The 22,312-nt window shown below is 66.8% G+C and carries 23 protein-coding genes; 10 read left to right on the top strand and 13 right to left on the bottom strand.

Annotated elements, in window-relative coordinates; genetic code table 11:
• Positions 1 to 5: 5 nt before the first annotated feature.
• The 3 genes from ACXAD2_RS19640 to miaA all read right to left on the bottom strand — a co-directional run bounded on the left by ACXAD2_RS19640 (position 6) and on the right by miaA (position 3,544).
• Positions 6 to 1,676 carry an ABC transporter substrate-binding protein gene (locus tag ACXAD2_RS19640; protein WP_475173388.1) on the bottom strand — a complete coding sequence of 557 codons (1,671 nt, stop codon included), beginning with the start codon at positions 1,674 to 1,676 and terminating at the stop codon, positions 6 to 8.
• A 111-nt stretch (positions 1,677 to 1,787) separates the two neighbouring features.
• Positions 1,788 to 2,654, bottom strand: coding sequence for a helix-turn-helix transcriptional regulator (locus tag ACXAD2_RS19635; protein ID WP_066100541.1), 867 nt, complete (start codon positions 2,652 to 2,654; stop codon positions 1,788 to 1,790).
• Positions 2,651 to 3,544, bottom strand: coding sequence for a tRNA (adenosine(37)-N6)-dimethylallyltransferase MiaA (miaA, locus tag ACXAD2_RS19630; RefSeq protein WP_475173386.1), 894 nt, complete (start codon positions 3,542 to 3,544; stop codon positions 2,651 to 2,653). Before miaA ends, ACXAD2_RS19635 begins: the two co-directional genes overlap by 4 nt.
• A 99-nt stretch (positions 3,545 to 3,643) precedes the next feature.
• On the opposite strand from miaA, the gene pyrH reads away from it, so the two are divergent.
• Positions 3,644 to 4,369: a UMP kinase gene (gene pyrH, locus ACXAD2_RS19625; protein ID WP_066100535.1), complete on the top strand. Its 726-nt coding sequence runs from the start codon at positions 3,644 to 3,646 to the stop codon at positions 4,367 to 4,369.
• Positions 4,370 to 4,506: 137 nt separating this feature from the next.
• On the opposite strand, the gene ACXAD2_RS19620 is transcribed toward pyrH, so the two are convergent.
• Genes ACXAD2_RS19620 through ACXAD2_RS19610 form a run of 3 tightly spaced genes read right to left on the bottom strand, consistent with a single transcriptional unit; the run spans position 4,507 to position 7,236 of the window.
• A complete protein-coding gene (locus tag ACXAD2_RS19620) occupies positions 4,507 to 5,433 on the bottom strand; it encodes a site-specific tyrosine recombinase XerD (RefSeq protein WP_475173382.1) in 927 nt (308 codons plus the stop codon).
• Entirely contained in the window at positions 5,430 to 7,097 is a 1,668-nt protein-coding gene (locus tag ACXAD2_RS19615; RefSeq protein WP_475173379.1) for a hypothetical protein, read from the bottom strand. The genes ACXAD2_RS19620 and ACXAD2_RS19615 overlap by 4 nt, the downstream gene beginning before the upstream one ends.
• The gene (locus tag ACXAD2_RS19610; protein WP_475173376.1) at positions 7,087 to 7,236 is read right to left on the bottom strand and encodes a hypothetical protein; all 150 of its coding nucleotides are present in this window, start codon (positions 7,234 to 7,236) and stop codon (positions 7,087 to 7,089) included. The genes ACXAD2_RS19615 and ACXAD2_RS19610 overlap by 11 nt, the downstream gene beginning before the upstream one ends.
• A gap of 94 nt (positions 7,237 to 7,330) precedes the next feature.
• On the opposite strand from ACXAD2_RS19610, the gene ACXAD2_RS19605 reads away from it, so the two are divergent.
• Complete coding sequence (locus ACXAD2_RS19605) at positions 7,331 to 7,906, top strand: shikimate kinase (protein ID WP_066106534.1); 576 nt, start codon at positions 7,331 to 7,333, stop codon at positions 7,904 to 7,906.
• Positions 7,903 to 9,033, top strand: coding sequence for a 3-dehydroquinate synthase (gene aroB / locus ACXAD2_RS19600; protein ID WP_475173370.1), 1,131 nt, complete (start codon positions 7,903 to 7,905; stop codon positions 9,031 to 9,033). The genes ACXAD2_RS19605 and aroB overlap by 4 nt, the downstream gene beginning before the upstream one ends.
• A 210-nt stretch (positions 9,034 to 9,243) precedes the next feature.
• Here the strand turns inward: aroB and ACXAD2_RS19595 are convergent, their stop codons facing one another.
• A complete protein-coding gene (locus tag ACXAD2_RS19595) occupies positions 9,244 to 9,471 on the bottom strand; it encodes a DUF1127 domain-containing protein (protein WP_066100525.1) in 228 nt (75 codons plus the stop codon).
• A 70-nt stretch (positions 9,472 to 9,541) separates the two neighbouring features.
• Here ACXAD2_RS19595 and ACXAD2_RS19590 point away from each other — a divergent pair, with 70 nt between their 5' ends.
• The 4 genes from ACXAD2_RS19590 to ACXAD2_RS19575 all read left to right on the top strand — a co-directional run bounded on the left by ACXAD2_RS19590 (position 9,542) and on the right by ACXAD2_RS19575 (position 13,225).
• The gene (locus ACXAD2_RS19590) at positions 9,542 to 10,969 is read left to right on the top strand and encodes an aminotransferase-like domain-containing protein (RefSeq protein WP_475173367.1); all 1,428 of its coding nucleotides are present in this window, start codon (positions 9,542 to 9,544) and stop codon (positions 10,967 to 10,969) included.
• A gap of 180 nt (positions 10,970 to 11,149) precedes the next feature.
• The gene (gene rplM, locus ACXAD2_RS19585; RefSeq protein ID WP_066100519.1) at positions 11,150 to 11,608 is read left to right on the top strand and encodes a 50S ribosomal protein L13; all 459 of its coding nucleotides are present in this window, start codon (positions 11,150 to 11,152) and stop codon (positions 11,606 to 11,608) included.
• Between the two features lie 2 nt (positions 11,609 to 11,610).
• Positions 11,611 to 12,099 carry a 30S ribosomal protein S9 gene (gene rpsI / locus ACXAD2_RS19580; RefSeq protein ID WP_066100516.1) on the top strand — a complete coding sequence of 163 codons (489 nt, stop codon included), beginning with the start codon at positions 11,611 to 11,613 and terminating at the stop codon, positions 12,097 to 12,099.
• 67 nt (positions 12,100 to 12,166) lie between these two features.
• On the top strand, positions 12,167 to 13,225 hold the full coding sequence (locus tag ACXAD2_RS19575; protein WP_475173363.1) for a glycosyltransferase family 2 protein: 1,059 nt from the start codon (positions 12,167 to 12,169) through the stop codon (positions 13,223 to 13,225).
• On the opposite strand, the gene ACXAD2_RS19570 is transcribed toward ACXAD2_RS19575, so the two are convergent.
• From ACXAD2_RS19570 to ACXAD2_RS19545, 6 genes are all read right to left on the bottom strand, one after another.
• Entirely contained in the window at positions 13,213 to 13,998 is a 786-nt protein-coding gene (locus ACXAD2_RS19570; protein WP_475173361.1) for a sulfotransferase family 2 domain-containing protein, read from the bottom strand. The two genes, ACXAD2_RS19575 and ACXAD2_RS19570, sit on opposite strands and share 13 nt — an antisense overlap.
• A gap of 12 nt (positions 13,999 to 14,010) precedes the next feature.
• Positions 14,011 to 14,862 carry a sulfotransferase family protein gene (locus tag ACXAD2_RS19565; RefSeq protein ID WP_475173357.1) on the bottom strand — a complete coding sequence of 284 codons (852 nt, stop codon included), beginning with the start codon at positions 14,860 to 14,862 and terminating at the stop codon, positions 14,011 to 14,013.
• A gap of 96 nt (positions 14,863 to 14,958) precedes the next feature.
• Positions 14,959 to 15,576 carry a TetR/AcrR family transcriptional regulator gene (locus ACXAD2_RS19560; protein WP_224904415.1) on the bottom strand — a complete coding sequence of 206 codons (618 nt, stop codon included), beginning with the start codon at positions 15,574 to 15,576 and terminating at the stop codon, positions 14,959 to 14,961.
• Positions 15,569 to 16,438 (bottom strand): polyphosphate kinase 2, encoded by an 870-nt coding sequence (gene ppk2, locus ACXAD2_RS19555; protein WP_475173354.1) that lies wholly within the window; start codon positions 16,436 to 16,438, stop codon positions 15,569 to 15,571. The genes ACXAD2_RS19560 and ppk2 overlap by 8 nt, the downstream gene beginning before the upstream one ends.
• Positions 16,439 to 16,492: 54 nt before the next feature.
• The gene (locus ACXAD2_RS19550; protein ID WP_475173351.1) at positions 16,493 to 17,437 is read right to left on the bottom strand and encodes an alpha/beta fold hydrolase; all 945 of its coding nucleotides are present in this window, start codon (positions 17,435 to 17,437) and stop codon (positions 16,493 to 16,495) included.
• 3 nt (positions 17,438 to 17,440) lie between these two features.
• Positions 17,441 to 18,400, bottom strand: coding sequence for a homoserine O-succinyltransferase (locus tag ACXAD2_RS19545; protein WP_066100497.1), 960 nt, complete (start codon positions 18,398 to 18,400; stop codon positions 17,441 to 17,443).
• Between the two features lie 283 nt (positions 18,401 to 18,683).
• On the opposite strand from ACXAD2_RS19545, the gene ACXAD2_RS19540 reads away from it, so the two are divergent.
• From ACXAD2_RS19540 to ACXAD2_RS19530, 3 genes are read left to right on the top strand one after another with little or no spacing between them, the layout of a single operon-like run.
• Positions 18,684 to 19,721, top strand: a complete 1,038-nt coding sequence (locus tag ACXAD2_RS19540) for a zinc-binding dehydrogenase (protein WP_164181571.1) — start codon at positions 18,684 to 18,686, stop codon at positions 19,719 to 19,721.
• A 49-nt stretch (positions 19,722 to 19,770) separates the two neighbouring features.
• Positions 19,771 to 20,439 carry a phosphoribosylformylglycinamidine synthase subunit PurQ gene (purQ, locus tag ACXAD2_RS19535; RefSeq protein WP_066100492.1) on the top strand — a complete coding sequence of 223 codons (669 nt, stop codon included), beginning with the start codon at positions 19,771 to 19,773 and terminating at the stop codon, positions 20,437 to 20,439.
• 46 nt (positions 20,440 to 20,485) lie between these two features.
• Positions 20,486 to 22,249 (top strand): sensor histidine kinase, encoded by a 1,764-nt coding sequence (locus tag ACXAD2_RS19530; RefSeq protein WP_164181575.1) that lies wholly within the window; start codon positions 20,486 to 20,488, stop codon positions 22,247 to 22,249.
• Positions 22,250 to 22,312: the final 63 nt, after the last annotated feature.

The following is a 22,312-nucleotide window of genomic DNA, read 5'->3' as shown; positions in this document are numbered from 1 at the left end:
AGCCGCTAGACCTTTAGCCCCAGCTTGTAGAGATGGATCTCGAAGGAGGGGTGCATCTCGGCGCCGGTGACGCCGGGACGGACATGCCGGTAGAGCGAGCGCCAGAAAGGCTGCACGATCACCGCGTCCTCCTGCAGCTTGCGCTCGATCCGCGCCATGATCTTTTGCCGCGCCTCGGCGTCAGCGATGGTCAGCGCCTCGGCAACCAGCGCGTCGAACTCGGGCGAGGCATAGCCCGTCTCGTTCCACGCCTCGCCAGAGCGATAGGCCAGCGCCAGCACCTGAATGCCAAGCGGGCGGTGGTTCCACTCGGTGATCGACAGTGGGTATTCCTTCCACGCCTGCCAGAAGGCCGAGCCGGGCAGCACCTTGCGGCTCACCTTCAGCCCCGCATCGCGGAGCATCGCGCTACAGGCGTCGCCAGTGCGCCGCGTGAGGCCATCGTCCAGCGTCACCAACTCGTGCTCCACATCTGCAAGCCCGGCCTCTTCGGCCAGCGGCAGGGCGCGGGCGGGGTCGTATTCGGTGGGGCCAACCTCGGCGTAATCGGGGTGCACCGGGGCCACATGGTGGTTCTCGGCCAGCGTGCCCAGCCCTTCGTGGCCAAGCTCCAGCGCGATCTCATTGCTGATCGCCAGTTGTAGCGCCTTGCGCATCTTGGGCTCGGCATAGACCGCGCGACCGTCCACCAGCACGTTCTGGTTGCCCCGCAGCACCACTGTCGCGCCGGTGACCACTTCGGAGCGCTCCCAGCCCAAAGTGTCGGCGCGTTCGATGAAGGCACCGACATTCTCGTAGAGCATGTCGATCTCGTCATTCTGCGCCGCCTGAAGCCAAGCGGCGGGATCGGTGCCATAATCGATGAACTCGATCCGCTCGAGCGTGGCGCCGCCCCAGCCCTCGGCCTGTTCTCCCCACCAAGTGTGCGCGTGGTTGCGCACCAGTGCGGCGCGCTCGTGCGGCACGACGGCCTCGGGCAGATAGGGGCCGGTGCCGATGGGGTTCGAGAGCATGGTCTCGGGGTCGTGGCTTTCGTGCACGCAGGCGGCAGGATAATCCGACAGCCCGACCATCAGCGCCACATCGGGGTAGGCCAGATGCAGTCGCAGCGTCAGATCGTCGATCACCTCGACGGCGGTTTCGGCCAGTTGCTCTGTCTGCGGATCAAGCAGCGCGGCAAGGCGGCCCGCCATAGAATTGCCCTCGACGCTGCGGTCGCACCAATAGGCCATGAGACGCGCCACATCGGCGGAGGTGAAAGGCTCGCCGGTGGTCCATGTCACGCCGGGGCGGATGTTCAGAAGATAGCTGGCGGCATCCTCGCTGGCCTCCCAACTGTCCAGCAACATGCCGCGCAGACTGCCATCGCGGCTATATTCGACCAGATATTCCAGCCACCCGCGCGAGACATTGGCGATCTCGGACCAGTCGTAGCGGCGCGGGTCCTTGAGCGGGCGCACCTCCATCTGGATGCGCAGCGTGGTGCCCGAGGGGGTGGTGCTGCCGTCCTCTTCGGCATGCGCCGCGCCGATCATCGCGCGCGCCGCCAGCGCCGAGGTGCCAAGCGCGGTGACACGGGTCAGAAACTCGCGCCGGGACACGCGGCCGCGCCGGAAATCGCGCAACTCCTGCTGCGTGGCGGGATGAATCCACGGCACGCTGCGTGCTCGGCTCATTGTCGTCTCCCCTTCAACGATCGTCTGCCGCATCTCTATGCCGTGCCATTGCGCCTCAAATGCGGCGGCACGTCAATCATCTAACGCCCCGGCGGGCGGTCTCAATTCCGGTCAGAAGCGGCGGATGGGGCGCGGTCCGGGGCGACCGCTCATCGGCGTGCGGCGGACCGGAGGCACGCCGGCGCGCAGGTCGCTGGGTGTCTGGCCGGTCTGCTTGCGGATGAAGCGCGAGAAATAGGCCGCGCTGGCAAAGCCCAGTGAGGCGGCGATATTGGCGATGGCGGGCTCGGGCTCTGCCAGCAGGCGATGCGCCTCGTGCAATTTGCGCTCGGAGAGCATGCGCTGCGCCGAGCGCCCGCAGGCGGCGCGGCAGGCGCGGGTGAGATGCGTGCCGGTGACGCCCAGTTCGGCGGCCATGTCGCCAGGGCCGTCGGGGCTGCGGAAGCGCGCCACCACCGAATGCGAATAGGCCTGCGCAAGGCGCTGCGCCGCGGTTTCTTCGGGCTGGTCGCTGCTGCCCTGCGCGCTCTGGCGGCGCAGCCAGACCGCGGCGAGCCGCAAATGCGCGTCCAGCGCCTCGTCCATGAAGGGGCGGGCCTGCGTGATCTCGCGCTGGATCGTCTCCAGCACCGAGGTCAGTTCCGCCTGCGCCAGCGCCTCGCGCACCCGAAGGTGGAGCGGCGCGTCGGGAAACTGCGCGCCGCCGGGCTGCGGGGCGGGCGCATGCAGGATGAGCGCAAGGCTCTGCGGTGCCAGATCAAGCGCGAAAAGCGCCCGCGGCGGAATGAACACGGCGTTATGGGTGCCAAGCCCGCGGCGGCGGCCATCGAGGGTGATCTTGCCCTGTCCGCGGGTGAGCCACAGCAGGGTGATCTCGTCGCGGTCGTGCAACAGGCCATAGCGCCACGCCGGTTGCTGTCCGGGCGACAGCAGCCGCACCGTGCCTTCTGGTGACTGAAGAAGCGATTGCGGGCTCATGCCGAGGCTCCATCCGGGCTATAGGCGGGCCAGGATTTCATCCGCGCGCGGAACCACGTGCGTTGGCGCTTGGCGAACTGCCGGGTGAGGATCGTCGCACGCTCGCAGGCGTCCTCGAGGCTCATCTCGCCGCGCAGATGGGCGATCAACTCGGCGGCCCCGATGGCCTTGGCCGAGGGCAGATCGGGCCGCCAGCTGGCAAGGTTTGAGCGCGCCTCGTCAAGCGCGCCGCCCTCGACCATCAGCGTGAAGCGGCGGGCGATGCGGTCGTTGAGCCACTCTTTGGGGGCGTCAAAGACGATGGGCTGCGCCTGCGCCAGCGGCAAAAGCGGCGGCGGCGTCTCGGCCTGCCAAGCGGCGATGCCGCGCCCGGTGGCGCTCAGCACCTCCCACGCGCGCTGCACCCGCATCGGGTTGCAGGTGTCGATACGGGCGCGGGTCTCGGGGTCGAGCTCGGCGACCATCGCGGCCAGCTCGCCCGCCTCCAGCCGCGCCATGGCGCGGGCGCAAATCTCTGGCGGGGTTTCGGGAATCGCTGCCAGCCCCTCGGTCAGCGCCGAGAAATAAAGCCCCGTGCCACCGACGATTATCGGCCGCTCCCCCGCCAGCAGCGGCTGCAGATCGCGCAGCCAATCGCCCACGGAATAGGCCCGGCTGCCCGGAACATGGCCATAGAGCAGATGCGGCGCGCGGGCTTCATCCTCGGCGGGCGGGCGGGCGGTGAGCACGCGCCAGTCGTCAAAGACCTGTATGGCATCGGCGTTGATCACCACACCCCCGGCGGTTTCGGCAATCTCCAGCGCGAGGGCGGATTTGCCGCTGGCCGTGGGGCCTGCGATCAGCACCGGCAGATCCGGATCGGGCGCGAATTTTTTCACCAGATCTGACACCGGTGCTCCTTGTCATTGACCCGGCGCACGGCATTGCAGGCCGGGGGATTTTCCGTCACATATAGCCGGAATTTGGATCCTGCACAGACGGAGCGCAACATGACCGAGCAGCCCCAGACCACCTTCAAACGTGTGATGCTGAAAATCTCGGGTGAGGCGCTTATGGGCGACAGGGGCTACGGCCTCAACCCGCAGACGGTCGAACGGATCGCCCGCGAGGTAAAATCCGTTCACGATATGGGTGTAGAGATCTGCATGGTGATCGGCGGCGGCAACATCTTCCGCGGTCTCGCAGGCTCGGCGCAGGGGATGGAGCGGACCACCGCCGACTATATGGGGATGCTGGCCACGGTGATGAACGCGCTGGCGATGCAGTCGGCGCTGGAAGAGCTGGGCGTGTTCACCCGGGTGATCTCGGCAATCCGCATGGACGAGGTGGCCGAGCCCTACATCCGCCGCCGCGCCGTGCGCCACCTCGAGAAGAAGCGGGTCTGCATTTTCGCTGCGGGCACCGGCAACCCTTATTTCACCACCGACACCGCCTCGGCGCTGCGCGCCAACGAGATGGCCTGCGAGGCAATCTTCATGGGCAAGCAGGTGGATGGCATCTACGACAGCGACCCCAAGACCAACCCCGAGGCCAAGCGCTACGACCGCATCACCTATGATGATGTGCTGCGCGATAACCTGAAGGTCATGGATGCCTCGGCCATCGCGCTGGCGCGCGACAACAAGATGCCGCTGATCGTCTTCTCGCTGAACGAGCCGGGCGGGTTCCGGGGCATTCTGGCGGGCGAGGGCACCTATACCGAGGTGCACGCTTAATTTTGCAGGGCTGAGGCGGGGGCGCTGCCCCCGCACACAGGTTAAGACGCGGGGGCGCTGCCCCCGCACGCAGGTAAAGACGCGGGGGCGCTGCCCCCGCACCCCCGGGATATTTTCGTCTAGACGAAGATGGGGGATCAGTCTCTTGCCAGCGGGTGGTGGTCCATCACCAGATCGCGCAGGCGCTCTTCCAGTACATGCGTGTAGATCTCGGTTGTCGCCACGTCGGCGTGGCCGAGGAAGGTCTGGATGGCGCGCAGGTCGGCGCCATTGGCCAGAAGATGCGTCGCAAAAGCGTGGCGCAGCGTGTGCGGCGTCACCTTCGCCGGGGACACCCCAGCGGCGACCGCGATATCCTTGATCATCACATAGAACGCATGGCGGGTCAGATGCCCGGCCTTGCCGCGCGAGGCAAAGAGAAAGCCCGATGCGGGCTTGCCTTCCGCCTTCGCCAGCGCCTCGCGGGCGTCGCGGCGTTCGAGCCAGATGGCCAGCGCCTCGCGCGCGGGGGCCGAGAGCGGCACCATCCGTTCCTTGCCACCCTTGCCGCGGATCAGCAGCATCCGCGGATCGCCCCGCGCCGCCGAGAGCGGCAGCGTCACAAGCTCGCTCACCCGCATCCCGGTGGCATAGAGAAGTTGCATCAGGCACGCATTGCGCAGCCGGTCGTCGGCGGTGCGGCCATGGGTTTCGGAGGCGTCGAGCAGCCGGTCCACTTCTTCGGTGCTGAGCGTCTTTGGCAGCCGCTTCGGGCGACCGGGGCCAGAGATTTGCACCGCCGGATTGTCGCCCCGCAGCCCTTCTTCAAAGGCGAAACGGTAGAGCTGCTTGATCGACGACAGCCGCCGCGCGCGGGTCGACACCGCGAGCCCATCGGCCTCGCAGGCGATCAGATATTGCTCGACATCAGCGCGCTCGGCGCTGGCCAGATCGCGGTCGCGGGCGGCAAGCCACGCGGTGAAATCCGCCAGATCGCGGGCATAGGCCGAGCGCGTGTTGTCGGCGGCGCCGCGTTCGGCGGCCTGCGCTTCGAGGAAGGCTGAAACCCAGTTCGCCGCGCTCACAGCGGGGCTCCTTCGTCCGCGAGGATAAGCTGCTGGATCGCGGCGCGGCGCGCCGTGTCTTCGAGCCCGACGCGGCGCAGCGTCGCCAGCGCGCCGGTCAGATCGGCGTGATTGCCCTCGGCGCCGGACCCAAAGAGGGCGATGGCGCGCAGCACGGTCTCGCCCAGCTTGCCCTCTTGCAGCAGCGCCTCAAGCTCGGGCGGCACCTCTGCATCGGGGCGCCAGGCTTCGGCCACCGCCTGCGCGGCGGGGCTGCGCGGCATCGCCTCGGGCGTGTCGCCCTTCGCGACGGCGGCAACGGTTTCCATCAGCCCGGACTGCGGTGCCATCGCGCGCGCGGCGGCCTCATAGTCGGGCGAGAGCAGCGCGCCGCGCCGCGCCAGCCCGGCGGCGCGGCCCTCGAGGGCGAGCCCGCTCAGGCGCGGGGCGTAAAGTTCGGCAAAGGGCACCAGCAACCCGGCGCTGCGCATCTGCGGCCATGCGGCGATCAGCGCGGGGCCAATGAGATCGGTGCGGCGACCCTCGAGCGCGGCCTCCAGATCCTGAACCGCGGACACCCGGTCCCAGACCCCGCCAGAGGCGGCGGGCTCGCGGTCGGTGTAAATGCCCAACAGCCGGTTGCCCGACAGCGTGCCGCGCCGCGCCAGCCGCTCGGCCGACAGGATCTGCGCGCGCCAGCCGCGGTTGCCCGACAGATCGGCGGCGGCGAACATCCGCGGCAGCGGCTGCGTCGGCAGCGCCTCTCCGATGCTTTCGAACAGGCGAAACTCCAGCGGCGTCGGGCGCGCGGGCGGGTTGAGCGGCGCAGAGGCGTCGACCAGTTCGGGATCGAGGTGACGGGCCAGAAGCTCGGCGTCGCGCCCGTCGATCTGCCCAAGCGCCTCGGCGCTGCCGAAGACGGTGACCGAATGCTCCCAATTGCCGATCCGCGCGTCGCAATAGATTCGCGTGGGGATGTCGTCCGACAGATAAGGCTGGCGCATCAGCGTCGCGCAGGGCGGAGAATCATCCCCGGCGATCAGCGCGAGGTCGAGCCAGCGCCGGAAAATCTCGGGCGACGAGGCGCCGCCAGCCTGTTCGACCAGCGCCAGCGCGGCATCCACCGCGCCTTCCTCGATCAGCCGGTCGATGCGCGCCACCAGCAGCGACGGCTTGCCCTGCGGCGCGTCGGCCTCGGCCAGAAGCAACGTCAGCATCTGCGCGGAAAGCGCGGGCACCGCAGGCTCCACACGGGCGATGAGCGGCGCCAGTTGCGCCGCCTCGGACGCGGACCAGAGCGAGCGCGGCAGGCCGGTCATCGCCGTCGACAGCAGCCCCGCCGCCTCGGCGGAGGGCGCATCGAGCGTGGCGCTCTCAACCGCGGGGGAGGTGCCCGAACGCGCCACTGGCGGCTCATCCTTGGGCAGCGCGCCGGGGGAAGAACCGGGAGGCGAGCTGCGTCCGGGAAAGGCACGGCTTGAGGTCCCGCTCTCGGGCAGCGGATGCGGCACGCGCAGAGTGCCGGTCGCGGGCGCCTCTGGCAGCGGCATCGCCGCGCTCACACCAGGAACGCCAGACACAGCGGGGCCGGGCTTGAGCCAGTCGATGGCGGCAAGCGGGGCCTCGGCGGCGCCGAGCGTCGGGGCGCCCAGAAGCAGGGCGCTCAGAAGTAGCCTAGTTCGCATCAAGCTCCACGGGCTGGCGAATTTCCGTCTGGGGCGGTGAGAAATCCGCGCCGAAGTAGGGGCCCACATAGGCGTAAGCCACCAGCGCGATCGCCGCGAGGACGAGAAGGAAGAAAAGGGGTTTGAGGAGTTGTCCCATATGCTCGTTAGTCCTGCCTCATGTTTTTTGTCACTTATACCTAGCCTTTTCGGCAACGACACGTCATTCACGGCCTCAGGAGGCAGAATTGGCGATGCATGGCCGAGAAACAAGGGGATTGCACCCGAAGTTGAAAAAGACAGTTGTGCTGGTGGGCATGATGGGGGCAGGAAAATCGGCCGTTGGCCGGGCGCTCGCCTCTGCCCTGAACGTGCCGTTTCGCGATTCGGATGCCGAAATCGAGAAAGCGGCGAATATGACGATTGCCGAGATCTTCGCCCGCGACGGCGAGGCATTCTTTCGGCGCAAGGAAAGTCAGGTGATCGAGCGTCTGCTCGACGCCCGCCCGGCGGTGCTGTCGACCGGGGGCGGGGCCTATATGGCCGAGGCGAACCGCCGGATGATCACCGAAAAGGGTGTCGCGGTCTGGCTCGATGCCGATCTCAAGGTGCTCTGGGGGCGGGTGCGGCACAAGGACACGCGTCCGCTGCTGCGCACGCCCGATCCGCTGGCCACGCTGACCGAGATCTATGAGCGCCGGGTGCCGATCTATGCGCTGGCCGATCTGGCGGTGACCTCGGAGCATGGGCTGTCGGTGGACAGTATGGCGCTGAAAGTGATCGAGACGCTGAAGACGCGGCCCGACGTATTGGAGGAATGCAGCGGATGAGTGATGCGGCTCTTTCGGGAACGGTACATGTGGACCTTGGCGCGCGCGCCTATGACGTGCGCATCGGCGCCGGGCTGCTGGCGCGGGCCGGGGCCGAGATCGCGCCGCTGCTGGGCAGCCGCAAACGCGTCGTGGTGGTCAGCGACGAGACCGTCGCCGCGGCGCATCTGCCGGCGCTGAAGGCAGGGCTCGCCGCCGAAGGCATCGCCTGCGAGGCGCTGAGCCTGACGCCCGGCGAGGCGACCAAATGCTGGCGCGAGCTGGAGCATGTCACGGAATGGCTGCTGGCCCAGAAGGTCGAGCGGCGCGACGTGGTGGTGGCGCTCGGGGGCGGGGTGATCGGCGATCTGGTGGGGTTTGCCGCGGCGATCCTGCGCCGGGGTGTGCGCTTCGTGCAGATCCCCACCTCGCTGCTGGCGCAGGTCGACAGTTCGGTCGGTGGCAAGACTGGCATCAACTCGCCCGCGGGCAAGAATCTCATCGGTGCCTTCCACCAGCCCTCGCTGGTGCTGGCCGACATCGACGTGCTCGCCACGCTGGCGCCGCGCGACTTCCTGGCGGGCTACGGCGAGGTGGTGAAATACGGGCTGCTCGGCGATGCGACCTTCTTCCATTGGCTCGAGGACAATGCCGCCGGGCTGGTGGCGCGCGATCCGCAGGTGCTGGCGCATGCGGTGACCCGCTCGGTGGAGATGAAGGCCGAGATCGTGGTGCGCGACGAGACCGAGCAGGGCGATCGCGCGCTGCTCAACCTCGGGCACACGTTCTGCCACGCGCTGGAGGCGGCCACGGGCTATTCCGACCGGCTGCTGCATGGCGAGGGCGTGGCGATCGGCTGCGCGCTGGCTTTCGAGCTTTCGGCCCGCCTCGGGCTCTGCCCGCAGGAGGACCCGTCGCGGCTGCGGGCGCATCTGGCACAAATGGGCATGAAGCGCGACCTCAGCGATATTCCCGGCGATCTGCCGGGGGCCGAGGCGCTCTTCGATCTCATGGGGCAGGACAAAAAGGTGCTCGACGGCGCCATTCGCTTCATCCTCGCCCGTGGCATCGGGCAGGCTTTCGTCACCGCCGATGTGCCGCGCGAGGCGGTGCTGGGCGTGCTGCGCGATGGGCTGGCCGCCCGCTGAACGGCGCCGCCGCGCCTATAAGGCGTATTTGAAAAGAGAAGAAGCCCGAGGGTCTTGGCGGTCTTGCTGACCTTCGGGCTTCTTCTCTTTAAAAATACGCATGTTGAGACTTTGCCGCCTTTGCGGCGGGCGGGCGCTTGGCGCCAGACAGAAAAATGGCGCGAGGGGGTGCCTCGCGCCAAGTGGAAGAGGTTCCGTCAGGTCCGGGGATCAGCCCTGCCAGAACTTGCGGCGCGCCTCCCGAAGGGCGGCGGTCCGTTCCAATCCGACGTCACGCAGAAGATGGTCATCGAGCTCGAGCAGCGCACGGCGGGTGTGGCGGCGCTCGGACCATTTCGCGGTCACCACCGCAACGCGCAGCGCAATGGCCGCAAACGGCGGCAGCGGGCGCTGCGCGTCGAGATAGGCAAGAAGCGGGGCGTGGGCGGCATGTGCCATCGGTGTATCTCCAGTTTTGTATCGGTACAATTATCTTGATCTCATGCGATCATTGATACATTGTGCCCCAATGAGCGTCGAGAAAAACATTGTTACCGATACAATTTTCGAACTGTTCGAAAATCAGGCGTCGGGTCCGAAATATCGAATGCTGGCAAGTGCTTTGCGGGACGGGATCACGCAGGGGAAGCTTGCCGCGGGCACGCGGCTTCCGCCGGTGCGGGAGCTTGGATGGCGGCTCGGGATGACCCCGGGCACCGTGGCGCGGGCCTATACAATCCTCACTGACGAGTCCGTGCTGGTGGCGGAAGTGGGACGCGGCACCTTCGTGCGCGGCACGCCGGAGACCGCGCCGCCGCTGCTGATCGAGAGCGGCCCGCGCGAGGTGACCCCCAGCGGCGATGCGATGGTGAGCCTCTTCACCGGGCGCATTCCCGATCTGGGGCAGGTGGCGCTGGTGCGCGAGGCGCTGGCCCGGATCTCGGCGCGGCCCTCTCCCGGTCTGATGGATTACCCCACCAGCCGTGCCTTTGCTCCGGCGCGTCAGGCGGCGCTGAACTGGCTGGCGGATGTGCCCATGGGGCAGGTGCATCACGAGGATGTGGTGCTCAGCCATGGGGCGCAGAACGGCATCTCGCTGGTGATGCAGGCGGTGCTGCGCGGGCGCCGGCCCGTCGTGCTGGTGGAGGAGCTGTGCTATCCCGGCTTCCGCCGCGCCGCCGAGCTGTTGCGCGCCGAGCCGGTGCCGGTGCCGATGGACGCGCAGGGGCTGCGGCCCGATGCACTGGCGGAACTGGCGCGCAAGCATGAGGCGCAGCTGCTCTGCACCTCTCCGGCAATGCACAACCCCACCACCCATGTGACACCGCCCGCGCGCCGCCGCGAGATCGCCGCAGTCGCCCGCAGTTGCGGGCTGCATGTGCTGGAGGATGACAGCACCTTTCTGGGCGAGGCGCGCTGCGAGACCTATCGCGCGATGCTGCCCGAGCAGGGCTGGTTCGTCTCGTCGATCTCCAAGACGCTGACGCCGAGCCTGCGGGTTGGTTTCGTCATTGCCCCACGGGCGCGGCGCGGCGATCTGCGCCGGGCGGCGGAATACGGGTTCTTTGGCCTTGCGCTGCCGCTGGCCGATCTGGTCAGCGATCTGCTCAGCCGCCGCGAGACCCGCGAGATCGTCCGGGCCGTGCGTGCGCGCAACGCGCTTTATGTGCGCAGCGCGGTGAATGTCCTTGGCGGGCATGATATCACCTGGAACGAGGAGGCGCCCTTCGTCTGGCTGCGGCTTCCGGCGGGCTGGCGCGCCGCTGCCTTCTGCATGGCGGCGGAAGCCGAGGGAGTGCAGGTGCGGGCCGCCGAGGAGTTCGCCCTGCGCGACGCCTTCGCGCCGCATGCGGTGCGCATCGGCATGAACGGGCAGGTACCGCTGTCCGAGTTCGAGGCCGCGATCCTGAAGCTGCGCAGGCTGCTGGACGATCCGCCCGAGCAAATCCTCGTCTGAGCGGGGCTGGGGGCGTGAATATTTGTGGGGTATTTAGATACCGTTTTTTCAAGTCATTGTTTTTAAGCGATTAATGCGGAAAGGTGGCGCTTGACTGTGTCGCGGGCATGCTTATAACCCGCCCATCGGAATTCGGGGCCCGCCGTGGCTCCTTTTTGAACAAGCTCAAGGGCAACCACGATGAAAACCTTCTCTGCGACTCCGGCAGACATCGAGAAGAAATGGATCGTGATCGACGCGGAAGGCGTCGTTCTCGGCCGTCTCGCCTCGATCGTTGCCATGCGTCTGCGTGGCAAGCACAAAGCCACCTTCACCCCGCACATGGACATGGGCGACAATGTCATCGTCATCAACGCCGACAAGGTGCAGATGACCGGCAAGAAGCGTGAAGAAAACTTCTACTGGCACACCGGCCACCCGGGCGGCATCAAGTCCCGCACCAAGGCCCAGATCCTCGAGGGTGCACACCCCGAGCGTGTGGTGTTCCAGGCCGTCAAGCGCATGCTTCCGGGCAACCGCCTGTCGCGTCAGCAAATGACCAACCTGCGCATCTACGCAGGCGCGGCGCACCCGCACGAGGCGCAATCGCCCGAAGTGCTGGACGTCAAGTCGATGAACAAGAAAAACACCCGGGTGTAATCATGGCCGAACAGATCAACTCTCTGGAAGAGCTGGGCACCGCTGCAGGCATCGAAGCTGCGCCCGAAACCGTCGAAGCCCCGCGTGAGCCCGTTCGTGACGAGCTGGGCCGCTCCTATGCCACCGGCAAGCGGAAGGACGCTGTTGCACGCGTCTGGATCAAGCCGGGCTCGGGCAAGGTCGTGGTGAACGGCAAGGAACAGGCGAAATACTTCGCACGTCCCGTGCTGCAAATGATCCTGCGTCAGCCCTTCACCGTTGCCGGTGTGGAAGACCAGTTCGACGTTTACGCGACCGTGAAAGGTGGCGGTCTTTCGGGTCAGGCCGGTGCGGTCAAGCACGGCATCTCGAAAGCACTGCAGCTCTACGATCCGTCGCTGCGTGGCGCTCTGAAAGCCGCAGGCTTCCTGACCCGCGACAGCCGCGTCGTCGAGCGTAAGAAGTTCGGCCGCCGCAAGGCCCGCCGCAGCTTCCAGTTCTCGAAGCGCTGATCCGCTTGCGATATACGGAAAGGGCCGCCTCTGGGGCGGCCCTTTTCATTTGGAAGGACGGAAAGACATGCGCGATGTGACGATGGCCTCGGCGGCCGATCTGGTGCGGGTGATCGCTGGCAAGGTCGATCCGGCCAAGATCTCGCTGTTTTCGGTGATGCGCAACGAAAGCGCGATCCTGCCGGCGTTCTTCGATCATTATCGCCGCATTGGCTTTCAGCAATTCGTCATCCTCGACGATGGCTCGGACGACGGCAGCCGCGCGTGGCTGCAGGCGCAGCCCGATTGCGTGCTGCTCGAGGCGGACATGCGCTTTGGCGACGAGCTGCGCTACTGCGACCCCGAGGGCAAGGCGCGCCGCATCCGCTTTGGCACCTACGCAAAGATCGCCGTGCCGCATCTCTATTTCGACGGGCAGGTGGTGGCCTATCTCGATGCCGACGAGTTTCTGCTGTTGCCGCCCGGTGTCGACGACATCGCCGAAGTGATCGCCGCCATGGACCGCGATGGCGACGCGAACCTCATGGCCTCGGTCGTCGAGGTCTTTCCGGCTGGGGTCGAGGGGCTGTCGGGCGAACTGCCGCAGACCGCGGACGGGCTCTTCTCGGCCTATCCCTATTTCCAGCCGCAGGCGCTGTTCCGCCCGAGCGCGGCCAAGAAGCCTGACTTCCTTGCGCCCTCCAAGACCGAGCAGCTTTTCGAGCACTATGGCGTCACGCCGCCGCTGGTGCGCAGCGGCTGGCAGCGGCTGTGGATGTCGAAAGCGGCCAAGGCAGAGCAACTGCGGCAGAAGTCACCGCGGCACAAGACGCCGCTGATCCGGCGCAGCGCCAATAGCCGGCTGACCGGCTCGCATGGCGGCAACCTGCCGCCCGCGCCGGATAAGCTTTTGGTGCTGGCGCATTTCGTCTTCACCGCGCAATTCGCCGCCAAAATCCGCCGCGCGGTGGATTGGGGCAGCTACGCCCATGGCTCGCGAAAATACCATGGCTACGCCCGTCTTCTGGAGGCGTTGCAGGCCCAGCAGGACGGGTTTCTCGACGGCGCGAGCGCCCGTTACGAGGACCCGCAGCAGCTGATCGACTGCGGGCTGATGCTCTGGCCGGAGAGCGCTCAGAAAGTGTAGCCGAAGGTGGTGATCTCTTTCTCGTAGAGCTCGCCCACGGTGTCGCGCAGTTCCGGCGTGTAAAAGCTGCGGGGATCGCTGCGCTTGCCGCTTTTGGGGCGGTGCGATCCCTTGGCGCGGGGCAACCAGCCGTCATAGGGAATGCCAAGCTCGGTGCAGGCGGCGCTCAGATCGTCCTGCAGCGTTTCAAAGCGCAGCACCTTGTCGGCGACGATTTCGTTGTCGATCGTGTAGAGCGGCCAGTTGTCGTGATAGCGCAGCCGGATCACCCCGCCCAGATCGTCGCCGCGCACGATGCCGTCGATGAAGTCCGAAAAGGTCGGCGGACTGCTCATCCCCTTGATACGCCAGAAGTAATCCGACACGCATTTGGTCCACGGGTTGCGCACGACGCAGAACTTGCGGCTGTTCGCCCAATCTTCGGGAAAGGCGCGGGCGATGGTTTCGGCGTAGGCATGCTGCGGCTGCTGCTCTTGCAGAAGCGCCCGGTAGCGCTGCAGCAGCAGCGCCTTGCGGGTGGCGGTGCGGCGCTTCTCGCCGCGCAATCCCGAGAGCGCCAGCGCCGATTTGAAACCGCCGACCTTCTTCTGCTCTTCTTTCGCCTCGCGAAGCACCCGGTCGGTCAGCGCAATGCCTTCGGCTTGGGTTTCGGAAAGCGCGGAGAGCTGCAGATCGTCGGGGCCGAGATCGCGGGCGAGAGAAACGCAGATCGAGCTTCCCGCGGTCTTGCGACAATGCAGGAAGATATAGCGATGTTTCCGACTGATAATCATTGTCTCTCCGGGTCAGGCGATCAAGCGGGCAGAGGGCCAGAGGCTGCGCGCCTCAGGGAGCCGCTCGATGACCGCTGCGTAAACCGCGGCATAATGCGCGGCGATCTCAGCGGCAAGCGCATCGGGGACATCGCTTCCGGATGCGCGGGAGTTCACCGCCTGCGCCCCCTGCGAGGGATCGCACGGCACGCCTGCAAAAGCCGAGAGCGCGGCGATGCCCTCGGGTTGGAAGAGATTTTCGAACAGGCAGATGAACCGCTGCTCCTGCGGGAAGGCCGCTTCGAGCGCCACAAGCGTCCGGTCATAGCGGCTGCGGGCCTCGGCCTCGGCACCGGGGTAGAAGGCGCGCAGCGCCTCGGTGTTGCTTTCCGACTGCGGCAGCCGCCCCTTGGCCATTTCCATGCGCAGGTGCGAGCGCAGCCGCGCCACCGGGTCACGCATGGAAAAGATCACCTTGGTCGCGATGCCGCGCTTGGCGAACCCGTCCCGAATACGCGCCAGCATCTCGGGCGGCAATGCCGCGTAGGACGGGGTGATGTCGCCGGTGCGCAGGATGCCGGGCCGGTCGAGCAGCCCGGCGAAATAGTCGAAATAGGCCTCGGGATCGGATTGCAGGCGCCAGCGCAGGTGCTGCGCGGGTTCCTCTGCACCAAAACCGGTCTTGAGGCGCGCCCGCATCCGTTCCTTCAACGGCGGCGTGGCCACGCGGTAGCGTTCGAAGACGCCGCCGAGCTCATGTTCCCAGACCTGATATTCCCCGAGTTTGCCGAAGTCGCTGCCCTCCTGACGGTTCAGATAGGCCTGTATCCATGTGGAGCCGCATTTCTGGCCGCCGAGGCCGAGGAAGAAGGTCTTTTGGGTCATGGTCCGGTCCTTGCGGGGGGCGGCGGGAAGTTCGGGGGCTCTGCCCCCGCCGCGCGGGGCGCGGCGCCCCCGGGGTATTTATCTCTAGACGAAGGGTCAGGCGTCGGGCGGGATGAGACCGAGGCCGCGCAGGTAGATGCCGATGCCGGTCTCCAGCAGCTCGTCCGCGGGAAAGGGCGACTGGGTGCCCGGCGAGTTGCGCGCAAACAGTTCGACGACGCCGTGGCTCAGCGCCCAGACATGCGCCGAGAACATCGCCGCGGGCGGGCGCTTCTCGGGGGGGATGTGCTGCGACAGATCGCTCGCGGCCTTCTCCAGCACCCCGCGGGCGTGGCGCGAGGCGGCGGCCAACTCGGGCGAATGGTTCACCGAGATGCCGCTTTCGAACATCGAGATGTAGTGGCCGGGATGGCGGCGGGCGAAGGCGAGATAGGCGCGCCCCGTGGCCTCGAAGGCCGCCAGCGCCGAGGGCTGGCCGCTGTCATAGGCGTATTGCATGAGATCGCCGAAAATCTCATAGCCCTGCCGCGCCGCCTCGGCGATCAGATCCTCACGGCCCGAGAAATGCCGGTAAACCGCAGCGGGGGTGACCCCGGCGCGCTTTGCCGCCTCCGACAGGGTGAAGCCCGTGGGGCCCTTTTCCTCGATCAGCTCCAGCGCGGCCTCGACCAGCGCCTGCCGCAGGTTGCCATGGTGATAGCCGCGTTTACCCATCCCAGACTTCGGGACCCCCGGCGATCTTCGCGTCGGGCACGCCAACGGCGGCCTCATCCTTGTTGTCGTAATCGAGATGGCTCAGCACGTGGCGGATGGCGGCGATGCGGGCGCGCTTCTTGTCGTCCGAACGGATCACCGTCCAGGGCGCGGCTGACGTATGGCTGCGCGAGAGCGTCTCGCGGATCGCCGCGCCATATTCGTCCCAGAGCTTCAGGCCCTCGACGTCGATCGACGACAGTTTCCATTGCTTCAGCGGATCCTGCTCTCGCGCAAGGAAGCGGCGCAGCTGCTCGGCCTGTCCGACGTTGAGCCAGAACTTGAACAGCTTGATGCCTTCCTCGACCAGCATCTTCTCAAAATCCGGCACCTGCGCAAAGAAATGCTCGCGCTGCGCCTCGGTGCAGAAGCCGAAGACATGCTCGACCACGCCGCGGTTGTACCAGCTGCGGTCGAAGAAGACGATCTCGCCGCCCGCGGGCAGATGGTCGATATAGCGCTGCAGATACCATTGCGTCGCCTCGGTGTCCGAGGGTTTCGACAGCGCCACCACGCGCGCGCCGCGCGGGTTGAGGTTCTCGCGGAAGCGTTTGATCGTGCCGCCCTTGCCCGCGGCGTCGCGGCCCTCGAACAGAATGGCGATGCGCTCGCCGCTGGCCTTCACATGGCGCTGCAGCTTCATCAGCTCGACCTGCAGCGCTATCATCTGCTTGTCGTAGCTCTTGCCCTTCATCTCTTCGGAATAGGGATAGCTGTGCGAGAGGATGTCATCCTTGTCGGCGCGGCGGATGGCCTGTCGCACCTCCTTGGGAGCCTTCTTCTCGAAGAACGCGCTGATCGCGCCGTCGAAGGGCAGGGACACGGGGCTAGGTCCTTCTGATTGCGTCGTCTTCATCAATATGGGGCCAAGCGCCGGTCAGCGCAAACCCGCGCGCGCGGCGGCGCGGGCGATGGCGGCGTCCATCTGCGCGGGGCTGACATGCTGGGGCATATGGCCGACGCCGGGCAGGGTGACGAGATTGGCGCGCGGGATCTGCGCCGCCGTCGGCACCGAGTGGATCTGCAGGCCCACCGTGGTGTCGGCCTCGCCGTGGACCAGCTCCACCGGCAGATCGAGCGCCGGGTAGCGCGGCGCGAGGGCGCGGATCTCGGCCTTGAGGCTGGCGCGCTGGCGGGCGTTGGCCGCAAGGCTCTCGCGGCGCAGGGTCAGCGGCGCGCCGATATGCGCGGCATAGCCCGCGGGCACGGGGTTGGGCAGGAAGACATCCTCGATGGCATCCTGCACGGCGCTGTCGGGCGCGAAAGCGGCAATGGCGGGATTGGCGAGCGGCGCGAGCGGCCCGGCGGTGATCTGATAAAAGAGCGGCAGCCCGCCCTCCCAAGGCTGCGAGGCGGCGCCCAGCAGCACCAGCGCGGACACGCTCTCGGGATGGTTCGCCGCCCAGGCCAGCGCCACGGCGCCGCCATAGGACTGGCCAAGCACGATGGGCCGCGCCGCGCCGAGTTGCCCGGCGGCGGACGACAGCAGCGCCGCCTGCTCGAAGATGCTGTCGCCATCCGCCTCGGCCTCGGTGTAGCCAAGGCCCGGGCGGTCGAAGGCGATGACGCGGTAACGCGGGCTCAGCCGCGCGACGGCGTCAAAGGTCCAGTCTCGCAGATTGCCGCTGGCGCCATGGATCAGAACCAGCGGCGGACCGCTGCCCTTCTCCACGTAATGCACCCGGCGGTCGCCGACCTGCAGGAACTGCCCCTCGGGGGGGAAGGCCGCCTCGGCGCCGCTGGCCTCGCGGCCCGCCTTGCTGCTGGTCAGCCCGCATCCGGCCAGTGTCAGCAGCAGGGCGGGCAGCAGCATCTGCCACATGGCTCAGGCCCCGACCTTGGCGGCGGCGCGCCAGTCGGTGGACTCGCTGCCGATCCGCGCCACGTCGAACGGCGTGGTCATGTAGATCTCGGAGATCCAATTGGTGAACAGCAGATGCGCGTGGCTGCGCCAGCGGTTCAGCGGCTTCTGGCTCGGATCGTCGCTGGGGTAGTAATTCGCCGGCACGTTGATCGGCTTGCCCGCCTCGACGTCGCGGTCATACTCGTCCTTCAGCGTGGTGCTGTCATACTCGAGGTGGTTGAAGATATAGAGCGCGCGATGCGCCTTGTCCTCGACCAGCGCCGGGCCGGTTTCCGGCGAGTGGATCAGCACCGGCAGGCCCGCCGCCTCGATCTCGTCGCGGCGCATCTCGGTCCAGCGCGACACCGGCATCACCATGTCGTCCGAGAAGCCGCGCAGGAAGGGCGAGGCGGGGGCGAGGTTCTGATGGCGCACGCAGCCGAAGGCCTTGTGATCGAGGATGTGCTTCTTGATGCCGTGGAAGTAGTTGATCATCGCCATGCCGCCCCAGCAGACGCCGAAGGTGGCGTGCACATGGGTCTGGCTCCACTCGAAGACGCGCTTGAGCTCATCCCAATAGGTGACATCGGTGAACTCGAGATGTTCGATCGGCGCGCCGGTGATGATCAGCCCGTCGAACTTCTCGCCCGAGGCTTCGACCTCCGAGAAGGGCCGGTAGAAGGCTTCCATATGTTCGGCGGCGGTGTTCTTGGTCTGATGCTCGCTCATGCGGATCAGCGAAAACTCGATTTGCAGCGGCGTCGCCCCGATGAGGCGCGCGAACTGGTTCTCGGTCTGGATCTTCTTGGGCATGAGGTTGAGCAGCGCGATGCGCAACGGCCGGATATCCTGCCGCGAGGCGCTGTCCTCGGACATGACCATCACGCCCTCGCGCGAGAGCACGTTATAGGCGGGAAGGTCTTCGGGCAGCTTGATCGGCATGGAGTTTATCCTTTGGTCAGTTGCGCAGATGTATCGCCGCAGGGGCATTTGCTCAAGAGGGGCGCGGGGATGGGCTTGCGGCGCGGCAAGAGTGGGGGGCGCTGCCCCCGCCCGCTGCGCGGGCTCCCCCGGGATATTTTCATCTAGACGAAGGGGGACAGTCTGCGCTTCGTCTAGATAAAAATATCCCCGCCGGAGGCAGGCCGGACGGTCCCGCCTTCGAGGGGCTTGTATTTTCGCGCGGCCTGTCGTTCTGTGATCGCAGTTTTGGAGGAGATCATTCATGCGCGCCGCTGTCCTGAGAGAATACAACGCCGACCTGTCGATCGAGGAGGTGCCGATGCCGGCCTGTCCCGAGGATGGCGTGGTGCTGAAAGTGCTGGCCTGTGGGGTCTGCCGCTCGGACTGGCACGGCTGGTCGGGCGAGCATCCGCGGGTGAAGCCGGGGCAAATTCAGGGCCATGAATATTGCGGCGAGGTGGTCGAGGCGGGACCCGCCTCGCAATGGCAGGTCGGCGACAAGCTGGTGGCGCCTTTCATCCTCGCCTGCGGCACCTGTCCGCAGTGCCGCGAGGGGCAGCAGCACACCTGTTTTGACCAGCGCCTGCCGGGGTTCATTGAGCCGGGTGCTTTTGCCGAATATGTCGCCGTGCCGCGCGACTTCAATCTCGCGCGGTTGCCTGAGGGCATGTCACCCACTTTGGCCGCAGGGCTTGGCTGCCGGGTGACCACCGCGTGGCATGCGCTCACCGGGCGCGCGGCGCTGCAGGGCGGCGAGTGGCTGGCGGTGCATGGTACCGGCGGCATCGGGCTTTCGGCGGCCATCCTTGGCCGCGCGCTGGGGGCGCATGTGGTGGTCGTGGACGTGGTGCAGGAAAAGCTGGATCACGCGCTGTCGCTAGGCATGGATGCGGCGGTGAACGCCGCCGAGGAGGACGCGGCGGCGAAGATCAAGGAGATCACCGGCGGCGGCGCGCATGTGAGCGTCGAGGCCCTGGGCATCCCGCAGACCGTCAACGCCTCGATCCGCTGCCTGCGGCCCTTGGGGCGGCACGTGCAGGTGGGCATGCCTGTGGGTCATCACGCGGTGCAGGAAGTGGACATGAATGCCGTCTATATGGCCAATCTGGCGCTTTACGGCACCCGCGGCATGCCCTCGCATCGCTATCCGTCGCTGCTTGGATTGATTACGCGCGGAAAGGTGGATATGAGCCCGCTTATCGCGCGCGAGATTCCCCTCAGCCAGGCCGGGGCGGAACTGGCGGCGTTCAACGGGCCGACGCCTCCGGGTGTGGCCGTGATCACCGATTTCACCCGCTGACGCGGGGGCGGCGCCGCAGCGCGTCGCAAGGCCGTTCAGGAGAGTGCCCATGAAAGCCGCCGTCATCGTCTTCCCCGGATCGAACTGCGATCGTGATCTCAAGATGGCCTTCGAACAGGCCGGGCTGCAGGTCGAGATGGTCTGGCACAAGGACACCGCGCTGCCCGAGGGCGTCGACATCGTCGGCCTGCCGGGCGGCTTTTCCTACGGCGACTACCTGCGCTGCGGCGCCATTGCCGCCAACTCGCCGATCTGCCGCGATGTGAAAGCCCATGCCGAGCGCGGCGGTTACGTCTTCGGCGTCTGCAACGGCTTTCAGATTCTCACCGAGACCGGGCTGCTGCCGGGCGCGCTGCTGCGCAACGCAAACCTCAAGTACATCTGCCGCACCATCGGCCTTGAGGTGGCTGAAAGCCAGTCGATCTTTACCCGCGGCTATGAGGCGGGCGAGCGCATCGGCATCCCGATCGCGCACCACGACGGCAATTACACCGCCGATGCGGCGACGCTGGACAGGCTCGAAGGCGAAGGCCGCGTGGCCTTCCGCTACACCGACAACCCCAATGGGTCGGACCGGGATATTGCGGGCATTCTTTCGGAAAACCGCCGTGTTCTCGGGATGATGCCGCACCCCGAGCGGGCCTGCGATCCGTCGCAGGGCAATGAGGACGGTGCGCGTCTTTTCGCCCATTTGACCGCCGCGCTGGCCGAGGCTTGACCGGCAACGCTTGAGAAGGCGGCACGCGGCGCGTAAATTGGGCGCCATGTCGGAGCCCGCCAACGATCAAAAAGACCGCAGGCGCTCGGGCCCGCTTAGCTGGCGGGTGCGGGCTGCTTTGATTGTGCTGCTGGTTCTGGCGGTCAGCACGGTGTGGATCACCAACGTCCTGCTGACCGACCGGTCCACCGCCTCGACGCGCAACCGCGCCGAGTTGCGGCTGGCGCTCTACTCCGGCAACATCCTGTCCGAACTGCGCCGCAACGCCATCGTGCCGCAGCTTCTGGCGCGCGACCCGGCGCTGATCGGCGCGCTCAATTCCAACGATTTCAGCCAGTCAACTCAGCGCCTGATCTCTTACGTGGATGAGATCGGTGCCGCTTCGCTGATGCTGCTGGATCGCGACGGGCGCACCGTGGCGGCGACCGACCGCAATCGGCTGGGGCAGAACCACCGCGGCGAGGCCTATTATGTCGACGCGCTGCGCGCCAACACCACCGTCTTTACCGTGCAGGAGCGCGAGGCGGGCGGCTATGCCTTCACCTATTCGCGCCGGGTCGAAAGCCAGAATTCCGCCATCGGGGTGATCGTGGTCGAGGTCGATCTGGCCAAGTTCGAACGCGCCTGGGCCGGTATCACCGATGCTGTCGCCGTGCTCGATTCCGAAGGCCACATCATTCTGGCGACCGAGCCGCGCTGGCGCGGGCTGACGATGGATGAGGCCTTGGCCCGCCAGCCCGCCGAGAACGCCATAGAGCGTGCCATCAAGGCCACCGCCGATTGGACCGCGCTGCCCGCTGACGCCTATCTGCGCGGCGAGGCGGTGATGCGGATCGACGGGCGTATCCCGTTCCGCGGCTGGACCATGGCGACCTTCACCACCTATGCCTCGGTGCGCGAGAAGGTGAACGCCGTACTGGCGCTGGAGATCATGGCCTTTGCTCTGCTCGCGGCGCTGGCCTTCTACGCGCTGTCGCGCAAGACCGCGCTGCGTATGGCCCTGTTCCAGCGCGAAAGCGTCGAGCTGCGCGCGCTCAACGCCCGGCTGCAGCGCGAGATCGCCGAGCGCGAGAAGGTGCAGAAGGATCTCGCCAGCGCCGAGCAGACGCTGGAGCAAAGCTCGAAGCTCGCCGCGCTTGGCGAGATGTCCGCCGCGGTGAGCCACGAGTTGAACCAGCCGCTGGCGGCGATGAAGACCTATCTTGCCGGGGCGCGGCTGCTGCTCAACCGCAACCGCCCCGAGGAGGCGCTGACCGCCTTCTCGCGCATTGACGATCTCATTGAGCGCATGGGTGCGATCACCCGCCAGCTGAAAAGCTATGCCCGCAAGGGGCAGGCCAATTTCGTGCCCGTCGACATGGGCGAGGCGCTGGCCTCGTCGCTGTCGATGATGGAGCCGCAACTTAAGGCGCGGCGGGTCCGGATCTCGAAAATCCTTCCCGATGTGCCGGTGCGGGTGATGGGCGACCGGATGCGGATCGAGCAGGTTCTGGTGAACCTGCTGCGCAACGCCATCGACGCGACCAAATCCGTGGCCAACCCCGAGATCGAGATCATCCTCGCCAGCGGCGAAACCGCGACGCTGAGCGTGCGCGACAACGGCCATGGCATCGAGGACCTCGATGCGCTGTTCGAGCCTTTCTACACCACCAAACAGCCCGGCGACGGCACCGGCCTCGGCCTTGCGATCTCTTCGGGGATCGTCGCCGATCTGGGCGGCCGTCTTACCGCTCGGAACGGAACCGAGGGTGGGGCTGTTTTCGAGATGCAATTGCCTATCTTGAACCAGAGCCACGCGGCGGCCGAGTGAGCCGCCCGCCATGACGAGTATGACACCGCGTAACGCGTAAGAAGACCACAACAAAAGGCGACC

This window comes from Salipiger sp. ABN3_019, assembly GCF_056158605.1.
This window is presented reverse-complemented; position numbering and strand designations above follow the sequence as displayed.